This window comes from bacterium (assembly GCA_037128595.1).
GTDB lineage: Bacteria > Verrucomicrobiota > Kiritimatiellia > CAIKKV01 > CAITUY01 > JAABPW01.
Genome location: JBAXWB010000001.1, coordinates 134,430 through 150,491, shown reverse-complemented (window position 1 = coordinate 150,491; position 16,062 = coordinate 134,430). Strand labels below are relative to the sequence as shown.

General features: G+C 55.3%; 10 protein-coding genes. All 10 read right to left on the bottom strand.

What is annotated here, in order from left to right:
- The 10 genes from WCS52_00595 to WCS52_00550 all read right to left on the bottom strand — a co-directional run bounded on the left by WCS52_00595 (position 1) and on the right by WCS52_00550 (position 16,054).
- Positions 1 to 2,508 (bottom strand): hypothetical protein, encoded by a 2,508-nt coding sequence (locus WCS52_00595; protein ID MEI6165670.1) that lies wholly within the window; start codon positions 2,506 to 2,508, stop codon positions 1 to 3.
- A 142-nt stretch (positions 2,509 to 2,650) separates the two neighbouring features.
- Positions 2,651 to 4,753 (bottom strand): hypothetical protein, encoded by a 2,103-nt coding sequence (locus tag WCS52_00590; GenBank protein MEI6165669.1) that lies wholly within the window; start codon positions 4,751 to 4,753, stop codon positions 2,651 to 2,653.
- Between the two features lie 177 nt (positions 4,754 to 4,930).
- Positions 4,931 to 6,934 carry a hypothetical protein gene (locus tag WCS52_00585; GenBank protein MEI6165668.1) on the bottom strand — a complete coding sequence of 668 codons (2,004 nt, stop codon included), beginning with the start codon at positions 6,932 to 6,934 and terminating at the stop codon, positions 4,931 to 4,933.
- Between the two features lie 10 nt (positions 6,935 to 6,944).
- Positions 6,945 to 7,976, bottom strand: coding sequence for an alpha/beta hydrolase (locus tag WCS52_00580; GenBank protein MEI6165667.1), 1,032 nt, complete (start codon positions 7,974 to 7,976; stop codon positions 6,945 to 6,947).
- A 17-nt stretch (positions 7,977 to 7,993) separates the two neighbouring features.
- Positions 7,994 to 9,454 (bottom strand): SUMF1/EgtB/PvdO family nonheme iron enzyme, encoded by a 1,461-nt coding sequence (locus WCS52_00575; GenBank protein MEI6165666.1) that lies wholly within the window; start codon positions 9,452 to 9,454, stop codon positions 7,994 to 7,996.
- Complete coding sequence (locus tag WCS52_00570; protein MEI6165665.1) at positions 9,451 to 11,295, bottom strand: DUF4838 domain-containing protein; 1,845 nt, start codon at positions 11,293 to 11,295, stop codon at positions 9,451 to 9,453. The genes WCS52_00575 and WCS52_00570 overlap by 4 nt, the downstream gene beginning before the upstream one ends.
- Positions 11,288 to 12,508 carry a FlgD immunoglobulin-like domain containing protein gene (locus tag WCS52_00565; GenBank protein MEI6165664.1) on the bottom strand — a complete coding sequence of 407 codons (1,221 nt, stop codon included), beginning with the start codon at positions 12,506 to 12,508 and terminating at the stop codon, positions 11,288 to 11,290. The genes WCS52_00570 and WCS52_00565 overlap by 8 nt, the downstream gene beginning before the upstream one ends.
- A 107-nt stretch (positions 12,509 to 12,615) precedes the next feature.
- A complete protein-coding gene (locus tag WCS52_00560; GenBank protein ID MEI6165663.1) occupies positions 12,616 to 13,974 on the bottom strand; it encodes an alpha-galactosidase in 1,359 nt (452 codons plus the stop codon).
- Positions 13,975 to 14,005: 31 nt separating this feature from the next.
- Positions 14,006 to 14,833: an alpha/beta fold hydrolase gene (locus tag WCS52_00555; protein MEI6165662.1), complete on the bottom strand. Its 828-nt coding sequence runs from the start codon at positions 14,831 to 14,833 to the stop codon at positions 14,006 to 14,008.
- 153 nt (positions 14,834 to 14,986) lie between these two features.
- Positions 14,987 to 16,054: a LacI family DNA-binding transcriptional regulator gene (locus WCS52_00550; GenBank protein ID MEI6165661.1), complete on the bottom strand. Its 1,068-nt coding sequence runs from the start codon at positions 16,052 to 16,054 to the stop codon at positions 14,987 to 14,989.
- Positions 16,055 to 16,062 lie beyond the last annotated feature (8 nt).

The following is a 16,062-nucleotide window of genomic DNA, read 5'->3' as shown; positions in this document are numbered from 1 at the left end:
TTAACGGATCTTGAACACCGATCCAACAGCGCCACCGAAATCCGAAGGCAGGGTGGTCACGACGGTCAAGTCATCCACATACGCCGTCCCCACACCGTTGAAGCCTAATTGGCTCATCGTATTGGCATTCGTATTGACCATGTGGAACCAGGATCCGGTGCGAATCGTTCCCGACACATCCCACCCAACCGGGTCGCTCACCGGCACACCTTCGTTGACCTGGAGTTGGAACATCATGTTGGAATAGTTTTCTGACACCGTAAACCGGCTCCACGCATTCGTGTCGATCATCGGCGCATTGTTGGTCAACACCCGCCATTCGTTGGTCGGTGTGGCGGTGAAGTTCCGGTGCCAAACCACCAGTTGCCGGTTGGTGTTCACATAGAAGGCAAACTGGAGATTGGTGTTGCCAGCGGGGGGATCAATCACCGCCACCGGGAGCATCAGGAAATCAAGATAAACCACCGCCCCGGCCGGACTGTGAATCTCATCACGAATGCTGTCCCGTAGCAGCAAGGCCTGGGTATGGTTCGTGGTGATCGGATAAGACCGTCCCCCACTCGCATAGGCTGGCAGCAGCGACATCGCTGACGCCGCGTTTGTCACCTGGGCCGCATCGGCATAGTAGTCCGCCGTCCAGCCGTTTGTCCAGGCCAATAGCAGCCCGTTCGCATACTCCTCGAACGACTCACGATAAGGTGTGTTGTTGATGTAGTAGGTGTCGTTAATGAACACCACATTCAGGTTGTTTGTCGCGTACCCGATGACCTGACTGGCCAACGACGCCTGCAAGAACGCACCGTTGTTAAACGTAAAGCCTAGGGCGGTGGTGGTATTGATTGATCCGTGCGCCACCGCCGCGCCCGTCAACGTCACACTTAACTGCGTGGCGCTGTCGCGGGTGAACACCGCCGTCAGGCCGGGAGGAAGATTATTCACCGTCACGTGGGAACTGAAATCCCCGCCCGGTACTGCCACAAACGTGTCTCCGCTCAGGGTAATCGTCATCGGCGTCCCGTTGTTGATTGTCCCCATCGTCAGTTCGCTGAAAGTCGTGGTGCTGTAGGCCAGCGCCGGCGCAGTCACATATAGAACCTGGATGGCGGTGGTACCATTCGACGCAGAGCCTGTCACGATGTTGGTCGTGAACGCCGCCCCTTGGAACGTCAGGGTGAAGTTCGTGCTGTTGAAGTTGTAGTGGGCCGCCGCCTTGCCGAGCAACATCATTTGAAGGTGCCTGGCATCCACCTTTACCACCTGGCCGGTCAGGCCGGTCGGCATGCCGGATATCACCAGTTTTGCCGTGTTGGTGGCATAGTCCTCATTATCCGACCCGGTGAAGGTGTCATTCGTCAGGGTGATCGTCACAGGCGGGGTATTGTTGATCGAACCGTCGTTCGGGGGCGATGCCTCCGTGAATTGGGTCGCGCTGTAGCTCAATATTGCCGCATCGTGAAAGGTCACCGCCAGAGCGGCGTTACTGTAACCGGACACATCTGCCGCGTTACCGAGCGTGAATGCACTATCCTTGAAGTGAACCGTTAGCGGGCCCGAATAGCTGGCGGCATGGTTAGACGCTGCATTGGTCAGCGTCAGTTCCACCGTGGTGGCGCTGGCGAGACGGGCCACCAGCGATAGACCGGGCGGCAGGCCGGAATCAACCTGCACATAACTGGTGAAATCATCGCCCACATTCCCTTTGAAGGTGTCGTAGAGCAGCGTCACCGTCACCGGTGTGCTGTTATCGATCGTCCCGTTGTTGGTCACGCCCTCCGTCCAGCCGGTCGGCGCCCAGGAGAGTGTCCGGTTGGTCACCACGAAGTCATCCACGTAATTCGTGCCGCCGTCACCCAGGGTCACTTTGGCCATCACGCCATTCGTCTGAACCATATGGAACCAAGGCCCGTTGAGAGTCACCCCGTCGGCCTTGTAACCCGATGGATCAGAGATGGGCGCGCCGCCGTTGAGCCGGACTTGATACAGGCTGTTGGAGTAGTTCTGCAGGATGGTGAACCGCGTCCAGACGCCGGTATTGACCATGGTGCCCGTCAGTTCCAGCCAGGTGTTGGTGGCCGGAATGAGCGAATGTTGCCAGATCGCAACATGCTGGTTGGTCTTGATATAGAGTGCATACTGGACTTCCGGCTTCCCGTAGGGTTCCATGTCGCTCCAGGTCGGCAGGGCCACGACGTCCAGCACAACCACGCTACCGGTCGTGGAATGGATGTTGTTATCCACCAGGTCAGTGATCGCCGCCAACTTGGTGTGATTGGCAGTGGGAAGCGGATAGGCAAGACCGGGCGCATAACCACTAGTAAGTGCATCGAGCGGCCCGGCCGGGTTCGTCACCACGCCTGCCACCGCCGCCGTTGATGACCACCCGTTGGTCGCCTGCAACACCGTGCCCAGGGCATAGGACTCGAACGAGTCCGACCAAGGCACCGAGTTGGTCACCGCCGCCTGCACTGTGACGGTAAAAAAAAGAAATACAACGGAACAGCAGGCCACAAAGCACACGAAGGGGTTGTTTTTTTCCCCTTTGGCGAAATAACGAGTCTCTTCTCTTTGTAATCTTCGTGATCTTCTGTTCAAACTCTCTTTTTGTATTAAGCCGTTCATGTGTACCCCCCATTCAGGCCATGATGGCTATTTACTGGACCTCGATGATGAATCCCATCGTCCGGGGAGTCAGGACAAGGGAGTTACCCACCACCCGCAAACGGTGGGTGGCTGGAGCGCCGGTCCAGCCGGACAAATCGCCCAGGTTGACAATCGGAGTACCAGACATCAGCGTTACTTGGGAATCACGCGTCAGGGTCCCGGTATAGTTGAACGTGGCGCTTGCCGGCAGGGTCAATGTCCCGCCCACCGTCAGTGACGGCGCGGCGCTGTTCGAGGACATGTTGATGATCGTGGCGCTTCCGAGGTAACAGGCTCCCGTCACGGTCAGCGAGCAATCCGCAACGGTCAGTATTCCGCCATTGTTCGTCAGCGAGCCCTGCACCACTGCCGTACCGTTCGAGAACAAGGCCGATCCGCCGGTTCCGACCGTGAGGCTCCCGCCACGCCACAGCGAATTGTTGATCAACTCCAGCCGCGTGTAGTTCGTGGAGCCCATGCCGGTGGCAAAGGTGTACCCCTGAAGGGTCGTCGCATTCGTGGCATTATTCAACTGGAAGGTGTTATTGCCGCTGTACGACATCAAACCTACCGATGACGATGTGGTCCAGTTGGCCTTCACATCCACCGTCGTCACATTGCGGAAGGCCATTGTGCCCCCATTCATGACCATCACATTACCATTGAGAGTAATCGTCGGCGCCACGCTGCTAAATTCAAGGATGCCACCGGCGTTGGTGAGCGACTGGCCTGTTCCGTTGAAACTGACAATACCGGTGGGCCTCAATATCCCGCTATCCTGGAGCAGTACACCATTGGCGGAGGCTGCGTTTTGTCCGATTGTAAGATCCCCACAATACACGGCTCCCCCACTAGTGATCATCAGTTGATTGTTCGATCCCCCAGTACCACTACCCAGGTACAGGGTACCACTCCTAGTATCCCATACGCTCCCCGCGCCCGTGACCAACCCTGTATTGGAATTTCCCCCATCCTTACCAATAAAGCCACTTGCACAGATCACGGCACCGCCACCACTGATCGTCATCTGATTACTCGTGGCCCCTGCACCCACATAGAGGGTGGAACTGTTGCTCCATACGCTATTCTGGCCAGTGACCAGCAACAAATTGCCGATGGCTGGGCTTTTGCCCACATAGCCTTTCCCATTATACGCTTTGCCGCCATCAGAAACCGTCACTCGGCTGCCCGTCCTAAACATTTCAAGATCACCGCCATTGGCCCAAACACTGCCAGCCCCCGTCACCAGCACGGTGTTGTTGCTTGCGGAGTCGGTTGACTGGCCGATGCGACAGAGGCTGTTATACACCGTGCCGCCATTAGAGATCGTCATCTGATTGTCCATACCAGAGACCCCTACATAGATGTAGGAACTATTACTCCAGACACTCCCCGCTCCTGTAACCAGCACCGTGTTATTGCTGGCGGCAACCGGACTTCCAATAAATGCAGTTGTATTTACAACTAAGCCACTATTGGCAATCGTCAGTTGATTATGATCACCCACAACGCCAATCGTAAGGGGAGCGCTCATTGCCCAGGTGCTATCCTTCCCCGTGACCAAGACCGCATTGTTCATACTGCCAAGTTTACCATCGACGCCATTATACGCCCTGCCGCCATTGGTGATCGTCAGTTGGTTTCCGCCTCCGGTGCCGGAACCTACAGCAATACGACTCACATTTGTAAATGTGCTACCCGCGCCCGTAACCAGCACGACATTATTGCTACCAGCACCTCCCCCAATGGCGCACTGGAAACCATTGTACACCGTACCCCCGTTCTGGATGGTGAGTTGATTGCGCGAACCATCGAAACCTACGTAAAAATATACACCGGCCGAGCTATTACTCAATAGACTGCCACCCCCCGTAACCACAGCGGTATTATTGCTGTCAGCGGCATTATTTCCAAAATAACAACCCACAACGGTCAAAGATCCATTGTTCGTGACGACCAGCACGTCCCCCCAGTGACCGTTACCTATGTAGTAATTTCCAGCATAATTACTGACCACTCCATCAAAGGTGTTAGTCTGATTATTAGCCGCATACTGGGCCTGCCCGGTCACCGCCATCACCGCCATCACCATGATTAAGACTATCTTTTTCATTACCATCGCCCCCCATCCTGTTAATGCGTTTTCATGACAAAATTCTCCCGAGGGAGACAGCTTACTTACATGTGTTAATAATTTCAAAATAACGGCCATATTGCAACACAAATCGGTTTGTATTTTTATTGAAGAAGATTTACGTCGAAAGTTTTGTTTGTCGTCACGGATATTCTGCTAACCAATAACTATACAGGCCACAGACCACGGCGCCAGGGACGGGGTCGTACACAGCTTGTCCATTCCTTCGTCCATCAGGTTCAATTCGCATTCATGTCCTTCGGGCACAAGCCAGCGGGCAGTACGTCCGAAAACACCGCGAAGACGCAACTCCAGCGGCGGGGTCGGATCGAAGCTGGAGTTAACCAGTAATGCGCTTACAAACCGACCCTCCCGGTCGACACGGGGAACCACCATCGTGCGGGCGGGTGTTTGAACGATCACCGGCAATAGGCCCCGCGCAATCCAGTCGGCGGCGACAAGATACTGGTTACGCTTGGCACCACTAGGCGCATCTTCCCACCCAAAATATCCAAAGACAGCAATCCGACCACCAGCGGCATTACTCGTCAACACGGTGGCCGGTCCATGCACTGCGCCTAACCGGTCCTCATAATTCCCCAGTAAAATGGCATCTTGAACGAGTGGCTCCAACTGGTAGATCCCGGAAGGATTGGTACCCGAATCCCACCACTTACCGGCATAATTTCCATTCATTTCATGATCGGACATACGTTCCCGATAGGGAGCAGGCAGAGTCAAAGGAGTGATTCGAACGCCCAACCACTGCCCCATCCCTCGCTCCTGTACTTGCATGGCGGCCCGCCCATCGAGCATGGCACCCTCCGTTAACACCTTACGGAGTTCCTCATCAGAGAGACCCGCCACCGCATCTGCGGGCAACAATATCCCACAGGCACCCTTCTTGGATGTACAAAGCGGCACCCCAAAACAAGAGAGAAAGTACTCCCGGTAAAGTTCTTGCGAACCCCAGGCGAAAGGTGGCTCGTCCGGGCGTAGCGAACGTGCCACATGCTCCATTCCCAGCCGCACCTCCAATCCGCCAGGATAAGTACCGGCATTAGCACGGGCATACTCCAACCAGAATGGACGACAAGAGGCAATCTTGGCGATATAGGATTCGTAATAACTCATGGGTTCCATACCCGAACAGAGCACGGCAAAGGAGAGACTGTTGCATCCCATCGCCAATCCCAGCGTTGCATCCAAAACCACGGCTGAAACCGACTTGCCTGTCGCGATGTGGGGATAACTGTCCACCTCTGTACAAACTTGATCAACACACTCCGGCATCAGGGCCGCTTGACGCGCCACATAGAAGGACGCTTCAATCGTCCATCGAGGCACATGATCCATATAGTAGCCCGTACCCAATCGTGCTCGGACAGGGTTCCCGGAAAGGGCCGACATCCGTTCAAGGATGGGGGTTGTCGGAACTCCCGAGTATAGGTTACGGCCAACCCCGCCCTGCTGCAAGCCCATCCGGCACTCCGGCGCCACCGCATGTACCGCCTGGGCCACCGCTCCGGCAACCGTAGCCAGACTTTCGCTGTTGAAACGGGTCCAGGCTAATCGAAGTTGCCCCTCGTCAGGCGCATTTAATGCCGCCACAAGTCCGGGGCGGTCGAATGATTGCCCAAGGCTAGATGAAAACTCCTTCACACAGCAGTCACAAAAACATCCGAACTTGATATTGTCATGCCCCGTCATACGCAAGTCGTCATCAATCCAGACCGAGGAGGGTTGCCAAGCGGCATAGGCGCACATCATGGCATCTAGATACGACAGGCTCTCCGGCGCGCGGGGACAGGGACTCGTCCGGGAGGTGACGCCATCCGGCCCCATCATCAGCGGCCACTGCACACCGTCATTATCCTGAAGGAGATTCATACTGTGCCCCAGCGTATTGGCAACCTGGAGTCCCGGTTCAATCCCCAACGCCCGGATTTCCTTAGCGGCCTCAGCCATAAAGCGGGCCGACTGGCGATGCCCCTCCAGGGGCGGAAAGCCAAACTCCGTGCAGAACCACACCTCATCGCAAGCCGCCCGGTTCCGCTTCAAGGCCTCTACCAGTTCCTGCAAGTCCGCCTTGCAGTTATGATGATGGGGCCATAGGCGAATGATCATAAAGGGGAAATCCGGTTTTTTTTGTTCTGTCATATTGTTTTCCTTAATCAGTAGTGAAGCCACTCTTCTGCTTGGTCTTCGTGTGCGTTTGATCAAACGCTCCATTGCTAGTCAGTGCCTCAATGATGTATTGCTCGATTGTCGGATGTTTGACCGCTGGTGCGCCAGGATAGACGAGTTCGCATTCGACGCCGATCTCCCTGCAATGCTCCTGCAGTTTCACGCCGTAGTTTGCGGTGTGGGTGGGATCTTTGACCTCCTGCCCCAGAGCGGGCGGAGTGTCGTAGATGAGATAAACCGGCGGCGCTCCCTTGGTGACCAGCGCGTAGGGAGAGTATTCCCTGATCCACGGCATCAACTGTTCGCGATACGCCAGGAACTCGGCGAAATAGGCGTTTCGCGTACCAGATGGATCTTTATATTGCATGAGGCCGAACGCGTGACCGCCGTAACTGCTGTTGGGCGTCCACTCTTTGAGTTGCTGCGGATCGAGGGAAGTCTGTGCCACTTGCACCGCGGCACACCAGGGGCGCGTCGATTCCCGCGCGACGGGATCATTGCTCTTCGGATCCGCCAGGTCTTTATGGTACGTGAGCCAGAGTGAAGAACACGCGCCGGCCGAGCCGCCGGTCAGGCAGATGCGGGCTTTGTCGATATTCCACTCTTGCGCCTTGCTACGGACGAACTGCAACGCCCGTGCGGCATCCTCCAACGGCCACTTGACCGGCGGCATCACGCTTGCTTCCAACGCTTTCGTGATGTAGCGGTAGTTGATCGTGACGATGGAAATGCCGGCCTTGAGATAGGGTAAATCATGGACCGTGATCCCCTTGGAGCCGTAGACCCAGCCTCCACCGTGAATCATAAAAAGCACCGGCGTGGGCTTGTCCGATTTCGCCTGGTAGAAATCGAGCGTTTGCCGGTCTTGCGGGCCGTAGGCAACGTCGGCCGCGGTGGGCTTGGGCAAAGCATCGGCGGCAGGGGCTTCGCCTGAGAAGGCTGATAAGGCGAGGAAGCAGGACAGCAGGACGACGGACGTGAGCTTCACTAGGGTGTATTTGTGGCAACGGATCATGAGAATTTCCTTTAAATCTATTTTTTTTCAGGCAATGGCGCCGTGCGCACGCCCCGCCAGCCAGTGGTTTTGTCCCCTTTTACGCAGGGTAAAGCATTGATGACGCGGTTCGACACGCGGGCGTTCTCGCACGGGTAGAACCAACCTCCTCCGCAATATCCCGTCCCACGTGCATCCATATTGGGCCAGCCGGGCACCGCTGCGTTTCCGCTCGCGTCGAGCTTCCCGTCGCCATGCAGCCCCGTATATGCGCGGCCCAGAGGATTGCCCGCGGTCACGATTTGCTCACAAAGATTCCCGCTCAAGTCCAGGATCCCCCAGTAGGCCGCTCCTGTCGCTTGGCGCATGGAACCCGCCACGGCATAAAGCCCCACTCCATAGGGGCCATGCGGCAAGCAGTCATTAAAGTTACAGTTCCCGAGGATGGCCGTGTCCTTCCCCAAGTTGTCCGTCACCACCGCCATGGTCGCTTTAATCGTCGTGTCCCCCCAGGCGTATTCGTTCGCCACGGGTTTCAACGGACCCCGGCAGGCCTTCTCGAACTCCAGCTCGGTCATCGGCCGAAGACCTGCCCAGGCCGCAAAGGCACACCCGTCCGCCCACGAGAGAGTGCTGCACGCCCGGGTCCGGGCCGACGTGGTCGCCTCGCCCACCGTCCACACTACCGTATTGCGCCGGTTGTTCTTCCCTGCGGCACCCGGGATGTTCCGAGTCGTCTTCTGCGCATCCGTCAGGGTATTGAAAAAGTCAACCCACTGCCCCTCTGTCAGCTCGTACTTCATGCAGTAAAAGGCGTTGAATCCTTTGGGAAACGCAGCCGGGATGGGGGAACCTTGATCGCCGCCAAACTTTGAAATTGCATAATGGAGATTACCCGTCGCGGCCCCGACCGTAATGGCTGCTTCATTTGTGATCAGGAAGGGGGTGTTCGTGTCGGGGTACTGATAAAACTCCGATACGCCGCTCCCACCCGAACCCACGTAAAAACTCCCCGGGGCGACGTACACCATCTCCACCGCGTACGCGTTCACGCGCACGATGTTGGTCGGCGCCAGGTTGGAGGGAGCGAAGTTCCACACCACCTTGACGTTCTGAACCGACGTCGTGCCCACCCCTTCCGCCGAACGGCGCACGAACAGGCCCAGGTGATCAGAGGGCACGACCAGTTCAATGCCCGTGCCCGCCCCGTCCGAATAACCCGCAGGATTACGCCCTGCCCCCGCCAGCATCACGTGTTGCCAGGCTGACTGCGCGTCAGATCGCACCTTGAAGAACACCCACGCCGCGTCGTGGTTGCTGCTCGAGCGCCACGAGTTCTCCCACACAATATCGAACTTGATCTCGGCCGTGAGAGTGTCGCGCACACTCACCGCCAGGTTCGTTACCACAAGGTTATTCGCCCAGGCGTGGCCCACCATGACCAAGGAAAACGCCGCACTCATCACCAGTAGTATTACCGGCCTCATTGGCATATTCATATTAGCGGCTTTCTCTGCATGATGGGAATTGAAGTCTTGTACAACGGCCTGTCCTGATCAAAGAACTCTTCAATTTTCCTTGAATTGATCTCCATGGCCGGCATCTCAGGACAATCATCGGCGGACGGCTTTTCACCCAAGGCGTTCTTCAGCACCTCCGCATAGAATGTCGCCACCCAGTTCCGCGAGTCCAGGACGCCCCAGTCCTCAATCCCCTTTATGAAACTGATCATCTTCCACGTGGCCTTGAGTTTGGCCTGCCGGTCCGTATTTTCAATGGCCTCGAATTTGAGCGCTAAAGAACGCTCATGGAGATAAAGCGCATAGAACTCCCAGCGCTCCCGTTCCTGCTCAGTTCTAATTTTGTGCCGGATCTTATCCAGAAAGTAAAACCCGCGTTGCAGGAACACCGTCAGGTCAATGTTGTCCGAATATTTTTCATCATACAATTCGTTGAAACAATAGAACTCATCCTGGGCATTGGGGAACATCTTCTCGCAGAAGTCCTGCTTTATTTTCTCCACGTCCGCATTCACATTCCATTTCAGTTTGGCGGAAAGATAGCGGCTGAAGCCGAATATCGCCCAGTCCCCCCTGACTTGGGTGGATATTCCGAGAGCATGGTTGGTCTTGTAGAAGGGGTATTGCTTTAGCCGGTTGTCGGCATAGGAAACGGGATCCCCCATGTGGACCCCCCAGGACCAGTAGATCCAGGGCCAGGCTTCGCAGATAATGAGGTGATGCGAAGCCTTGCCCCAGCTTTCTATGACCGTGTTCCATGGCTCCAGCGCATAATTGGAATACATATCCACCACCACACGGTCTTTGCCTTCATCATAACCATCGGCCTTGATCTTGATCGCCCGCGCCGACTGGTAATAGGAGTAGACTTGGATCTGTTTATCAGGATATTTCTTAAAAAGTTCCTTCCCTACTTCATTAGCCATATACATGGTCTGATCGCCAAAATTACCCAGACTGGTGCAGTTCGTGCACTGGCAATGACCGCCTTCACCGTCATTACATATAAAGGGAATCACTTCATACTCGGGGTGCGCCTGCAGGGTTTTGTCCGCCCATTCAATTCCCAGCTTAATTAAGCCGGGATTGGAAAGACAACGCTGGGCATGCCGGACCCGTTTGCCATTGATCAGGGGAAAGTATTCAGGATGCGCGTCATACAAACTTTCCGGCCAGATGGTGAAGAAATTGTGTCCGGATGTGCCGGCCACCCATTTTTCATTGATTTTGTTGGCCTCCCTCCATTTTCTTGTTTCCCCCTCGCGGCCGGGCGAATCCCAACTGAAATCGTTCCGGTACGCAAAATCCGGAAAGCTCAGAGCTTCCCGCTTCTCTAACTGTAGCGTAGGGGTGCGGGGGATCACCGTTCCGGCCTTGCAGGCAAAGAACCAGCGGCAACCCAGCCCCTCCAGGAAATCATACACGCTGAAAAGCGTGGCATCGCCATTGTGTCCGGCCAGGAATACCCGGTCCTTGCGCACAGCAATAGCGATCGCATCCCGTCCAGGATCCGTGGCCGCCACTTTCCCTCCAATCTTCAGTTTTTCCCGAATGTCAGCAGGAAGCAACGTGGTGTTACCAACCGAGATGACGGCCCCGTCAACGGGTTTGTCATCCTTTTGGATGGGGAGTTTCGCGCCGGATATCTCAAATATATATTGCTGGAGAACCGAGGCCGCCTTCACTTCCTCTTTGGCTGCCTGCGCCCCGATGACAATCGTGGAGGCGGGCGCGTTGTTCTTCGTCAGCACCACCGGACTGGCGCAACCGCTCGCCAACAGGAGGGCGACCAGGCAAAACCCACGCCATCCCCTATTCATGAATCGCCTCGCCAGAAAGCGTTACATTCGCCTGGGCCTCCTGGGCATAGCCGAGGTCATATTTGAAGAGGCGTCCGGCGCCTTTGCCGCATCCCTTGCCCTGATCCATGCCATCTTCCAGGAGATAAAGGCTCTTTCCGTCAGGCGAGACCGCGATGGCATGGAGCCCCTTGATGGAATCGTCCCCCATCACGGCAACCTTCAGCAAGGACTCGCCGGTATCCCACAACTGATAGACATTCGAGGCAGGCGACCGATCCACCACATAAATCATGCCTTGGCTCAAGGCCAGGCCCTGCACCGTATCAGGGGTCGGATATTGATAGCGCAGAACGATGTTTGTGCCCTTGTCCTCGAGTTTCATCGTTGGGCCCGCGGTCAGGTAAATCCCGTTGCGGCCATCGGCAATCATGGTCGGTATTCCGAAAGCGCCCGGGAGAAATGAGGGCGTCTTGAAGAGAAATCCTTTTTCAAGAGACCGGTTACACACATAGATTTCATGGCCCCCTTCCACCCGAGTATACAACTTGCTATCGGCCCCCAGTGCGCCCCCACCCTGCGAGGGTGCCCCGCCATCGACTGTGCGGATAATGCGCCCAGTCTTCTCCATCACATTCACCGTGCCACCCAGCGAGCAATAGAGGTTCGTGTCATCCATGGCGATCCACCGATGCCAGCCCCGGGGCAGACCGTGAAAATTGCTTTCCGATGGGTAGAAGTCGTTGATCGGCGCACCATCGGCCGTGAACTTATAGAGACCGGCTGGTTTTAGCCATTTTTCGTATAGCCCATAGCCGCCGCTCTCCGATACCCCGATATCCAGGATATAGAGATCGCCGTTCTTGTCGATGACGAGTCCGCCCGGGTTCTGCATCTGGATGAATCCGGTTTTGGCGAAGTTGGCATCCTTCACCGCTTTCCGGCCCACACCCGCCTTCAGCAAGTAACGGCCCTTCTTGATCAGGTGTCCTTCACGATCCTTGCTGTCCCACTGGAAACTGTATTCACCCGGTTTCTTTTGCTCACCGGCAAACAGGGTGGAGATCAGTTCCCCTCCCGGCGTGAACAACTGAATGGTCACATTGTTCGACTCGGTAAGCGTGTAACTGACTTTCCCATCCGTGAAGGAAAAGTTTTTGATTTCCGCCGAAACGTTATTGACGGCCAAAATGACCGCGGCCAAAACGACGATCTTCCCGATATATCGATGCATTATTGTTCTCCCTTAATTTACCTTGAACAAAAGACCCTTGTGATCTTCTGTTCAAACTCTTTTCTTGCGTACCCACCATTACCCCTAGAGTTATGACATGCACCCATTCACAGTTTCCAGCCTGGCATCATTGACTTTTGATTCGAGAGCATTTCCGTGAACATCTTCCGGGCTTTGTCCGTCGAAATATCTACTAGGGGATCGTATAAGAGTGCCTGGAAAGCCATGTCCCGGTCTTTTTCCAGGGATGCCTTCAAGGTCATGCACTGGACATCGGACACCCGCCTCACCAAGCTTTCCACCATCGGCGGCAACTGCTTTGAGACGACCGGCTTGACGGAATTTCTCGTGAAGTTGGCATAACTTTCAACGACCGCTCCATTCGCGAGAAAAGGCACCTGTCCCACATTCGGAAGATTTACATTCGTGCAAAGATCCCTGAACCCTAACAGCGCCAGCATCTGTTCACACCCCTCTTCGCCGGATTTCTTCAAATGCTCTTGCGGCTTGTAGGCAGGAAGTCTGCGACTGACCTCTATTCTCCATTTGGCTGGCGTCAGGACGACACCCCACCGATGAATATCCTTCTCGCTCGTCAGGTACCAGGGCACGAACTCGGCAAGATGTCTGTCACCGGCAGCGCCCAGAACGCCAAATCCCGCAAGAAAATCATAAGCGACAAGGTGATCGGTCTCGAACCAGCGTTGATTCTTTTTCCGCCACTGGGATTTCCGGCTGCGGTTGGAAAAGAAACCTTGACCTGCGACATGCCGGCGAAGCAGCGGGAAGAGATCACGTCCTTTCCAGCTGGCCTCGGACGCGAATGTGAAGTGATTGACACCGGCAATGTCGAGAACGATCTCCTGCCGAGCAGGCTCGGGCACCTCAAACCATTTTGAGACGAGTTTAGCCAGCATCGTTTGTGTCCCGAAGATTTCATGGCAGCAACCGATCGCCTTGATCCCGGGCGCGGCGTCATAGAGCGCCGCCGTACAGAGGGTCATGGGATTGGTGTAGTTGATCACCCAGGCAGCCGGACAATATTCCATGATCTTTCTGGCGTAATCGGTATAAATCGGGATGGTCCTGAGCGCGCGGCAGATTCCACCCGGCCCCGTGGTGTCGCCAACCGGTTGTATGATCCCGTATTTGGCGGGGATCTCAAGATCGGAATATCTCAGGTCAATCGGGCCCGGCTCAATGGACATTACAACGAAATCCACGCCTTGCAGGGCTTCCTTCGCGGTCTTGACGGCTCGCACCTTGAATTGGGTAAGGGCATCCTTGTGACCGAAGATATGGGCAGCAACCACCTCATTGGCCTTGGCCGCGTTCAGGTCGATATCATACAGGCGGAGTTCCCCGCTCAGTTCCGGCGTGAGCGCCAGATCCGTCATCAAATGCTTGGCCCACGCCCTGCTTCCGCCCCCGATATAGGCGATTTTGACTTCCTTATGCTGATCCATAGGTTTTCCTTATCTGAACTCTTTTAATTAATTATTTCGCCGCTTTTTTGATGATGAAATTGAGGATGGTTATTGCATCATCTTCACTAGTGGTGTGCGCCGTCTTTTCACGACAGATAACCAGAACATTGTCAGGATTGGCGTCCTTAAGTTTGGCTCCTAAGCGTAGAACACTCTGTGGCGGAACGATCTTGTCCTGGCCGCCAACCGTGATGCCAACGGGCATTTTGAATTTTTCAGGCCACAATTCCGCGCTTCTCTTTTTGTATTCTTCGGGAATGTCGGTTTTAGAGCCGCCAAAGGACTCTTTTATGTAACTTTGAAAATTGTCGTATTCCATATGATTGGCCGTTCCATTCATGGATGCGACACCGTCAATCAACTCGGGATGGAGGGCCGTGAAGGTCAGGCAAGATGAGCCCCCCATCGACGCCCCGCAGATGAATATCCGGCCTGTCTTATATTTCTTTTTCAACTCGCCAATGATTTGAACCACATCGGCCTCAGCCTTGGGCCCCATCCATGAGGTATTGCCACGGTAATCGGGCGTGACGTAGATCATCGATTTTTCAGAAGCCGTCTTCCTCGCGGCCCGGGCTTCAGGGAATACATCTTTCACGAACTGCATTCTATCTGAGCCATGCCCATGCAAGGCGATAAGGACGTCATGCTTGACTCCCGCCTGGAAGCGGGGCGGAAGAATCAGGTTATACTTTTGATCGGTGCCGTCACACTCCGCCTTGAACGTCACCTCCTCTATCTTGAATTTCTCCTCTCCCTTTTCCTTTTTGCCCGCGGCAAACACCGGCACCACCAGGGCAAGTAACATCACTACGAATACAAAATTGTAATTCTTCATTGCGCCCTTTGTTGAATTATTTCCCGCCATCAATCCCTGAATGTTTACACATAATCAGAAACTTATCAATACAAATCGTTTTGTATTGATAATGAAAAACAGTCATTGAATATACCGGAAACACTTCAGCCCTTGGGGAGGGTGGCGTTGGGGCTATACTTGAGTGGATTTCCGGACGACCAGTTTCGCCGGGTTGGTTAAACGTCGATAGGAACCGTTACATTTCCCGCTAATCCGGTCCATGAGAAGTCCGAATGCCTTGGCTCCAGCCAGATCGCCAGCGGCACAGACGGACGTCATTGGCACAATGCCGTAGGTCGCCAGGATTGAATCGCCGCCCCCTATCACCGCAACATCCTCCGGAACTCTCACACCCATTTCCTGGAGAAAACGGATGGCCATGGAGGCCAGCTGATCGCCACCAATAATTCCATCAAATTCTCCGCGGTGTTCCTCAAGGAAGCGTTTCATCGCAACCTCCCTAGTCTCGGCATCCTCAATTTCATGCGAGGCGGGCCCCTCAATGAGCATTTCGATAGGGGCCATCTTTCCAGCCCTCACCAGTTCCTCGCGTATACCTTTCTCACGGAGGGACACAATCCGGGCCATGGGTTTAGTATTCGCCAGACAAATGCGCCGCCGCCCAAGACTCAACAGGTGCCGCGCCTGGCGTCGCCCAACAGCCAGGGTATCCACACTGATATCGTCGCACTCGAGATCCAGCAGGTTGGCACCCTCAAAGGTAACCACAGGAAAACCGGACGCCACAAGGCGGCGTAGTTCCGTGTGTGGCCCCGGATCCACAGGATAGATTGCCAAACCATCCACTCCGCGATCCAGCAATCGCCGGATGACCATATCTTCAGATACCGAGTCATTGGGATGGGAGCTCAAGGTGACCGTATAATCGGCCTTCAATGCCGCATCGGTCAATCCATCCGCACGACTATGCGGGGAACCAGTGGCGAAGCCGGGAGAGATGAGGCCAATAACACCTGTCTTGCCTGATCGTAGCGCCCGTGCCGCGAGATTGGGACGATAATCTAATGCCTCAGCCGCATCACGAATACGCTGCCGGGTCGCCTCCGAAGCCCAGCAATTCGGGCGATCATTCAAAACCTGGCTGGCTGTGGCGGCATCAACCCCGGCCTTTGCCGCCACATCAGCCAGCGTTACACGCCGACTGCCCTGCAATTTGCCTTCCTTTGAGGATTTCTTCATTGGTGGCC

Bases quoted from the DNA above. Each gene is read 5' to 3' on its own strand.
- WCS52_00590 (MEI6165669.1), bottom strand. From the start codon at position 4,753: ATGAAAAAGATAGTCTTAATCATGGTGATGGCGGTGATGGCGGTGACC.
- WCS52_00585 (MEI6165668.1), bottom strand. From the start codon at position 6,934: ATGACAGAACAAAAAAAACCGGATTTCCCCTTTATGATCATTCGCCTA.
- WCS52_00580 (MEI6165667.1), bottom strand. From the start codon at position 7,976: ATGATCCGTTGCCACAAATACACCCTAGTGAAGCTCACGTCCGTCGTC.
- WCS52_00575 (MEI6165666.1), bottom strand. From the start codon at position 9,454: ATGAATATGCCAATGAGGCCGGTAATACTACTGGTGATGAGTGCGGCG.
- WCS52_00570 (MEI6165665.1), bottom strand. From the start codon at position 11,295: ATGAATAGGGGATGGCGTGGGTTTTGCCTGGTCGCCCTCCTGTTGGCG.
- WCS52_00565 (MEI6165664.1), bottom strand. From the start codon at position 12,508: ATGCATCGATATATCGGGAAGATCGTCGTTTTGGCCGCGGTCATTTTG.
- WCS52_00560 (MEI6165663.1), bottom strand. From the start codon at position 13,974: ATGGATCAGCATAAGGAAGTCAAAATCGCCTATATCGGGGGCGGAAGC.
- WCS52_00555 (MEI6165662.1), bottom strand. From the start codon at position 14,833: ATGAAGAATTACAATTTTGTATTCGTAGTGATGTTACTTGCCCTGGTG.
- WCS52_00550 (MEI6165661.1), bottom strand. From the start codon at position 16,054: ATGAAGAAATCCTCAAAGGAAGGCAAATTGCAGGGCAGTCGGCGTGTA.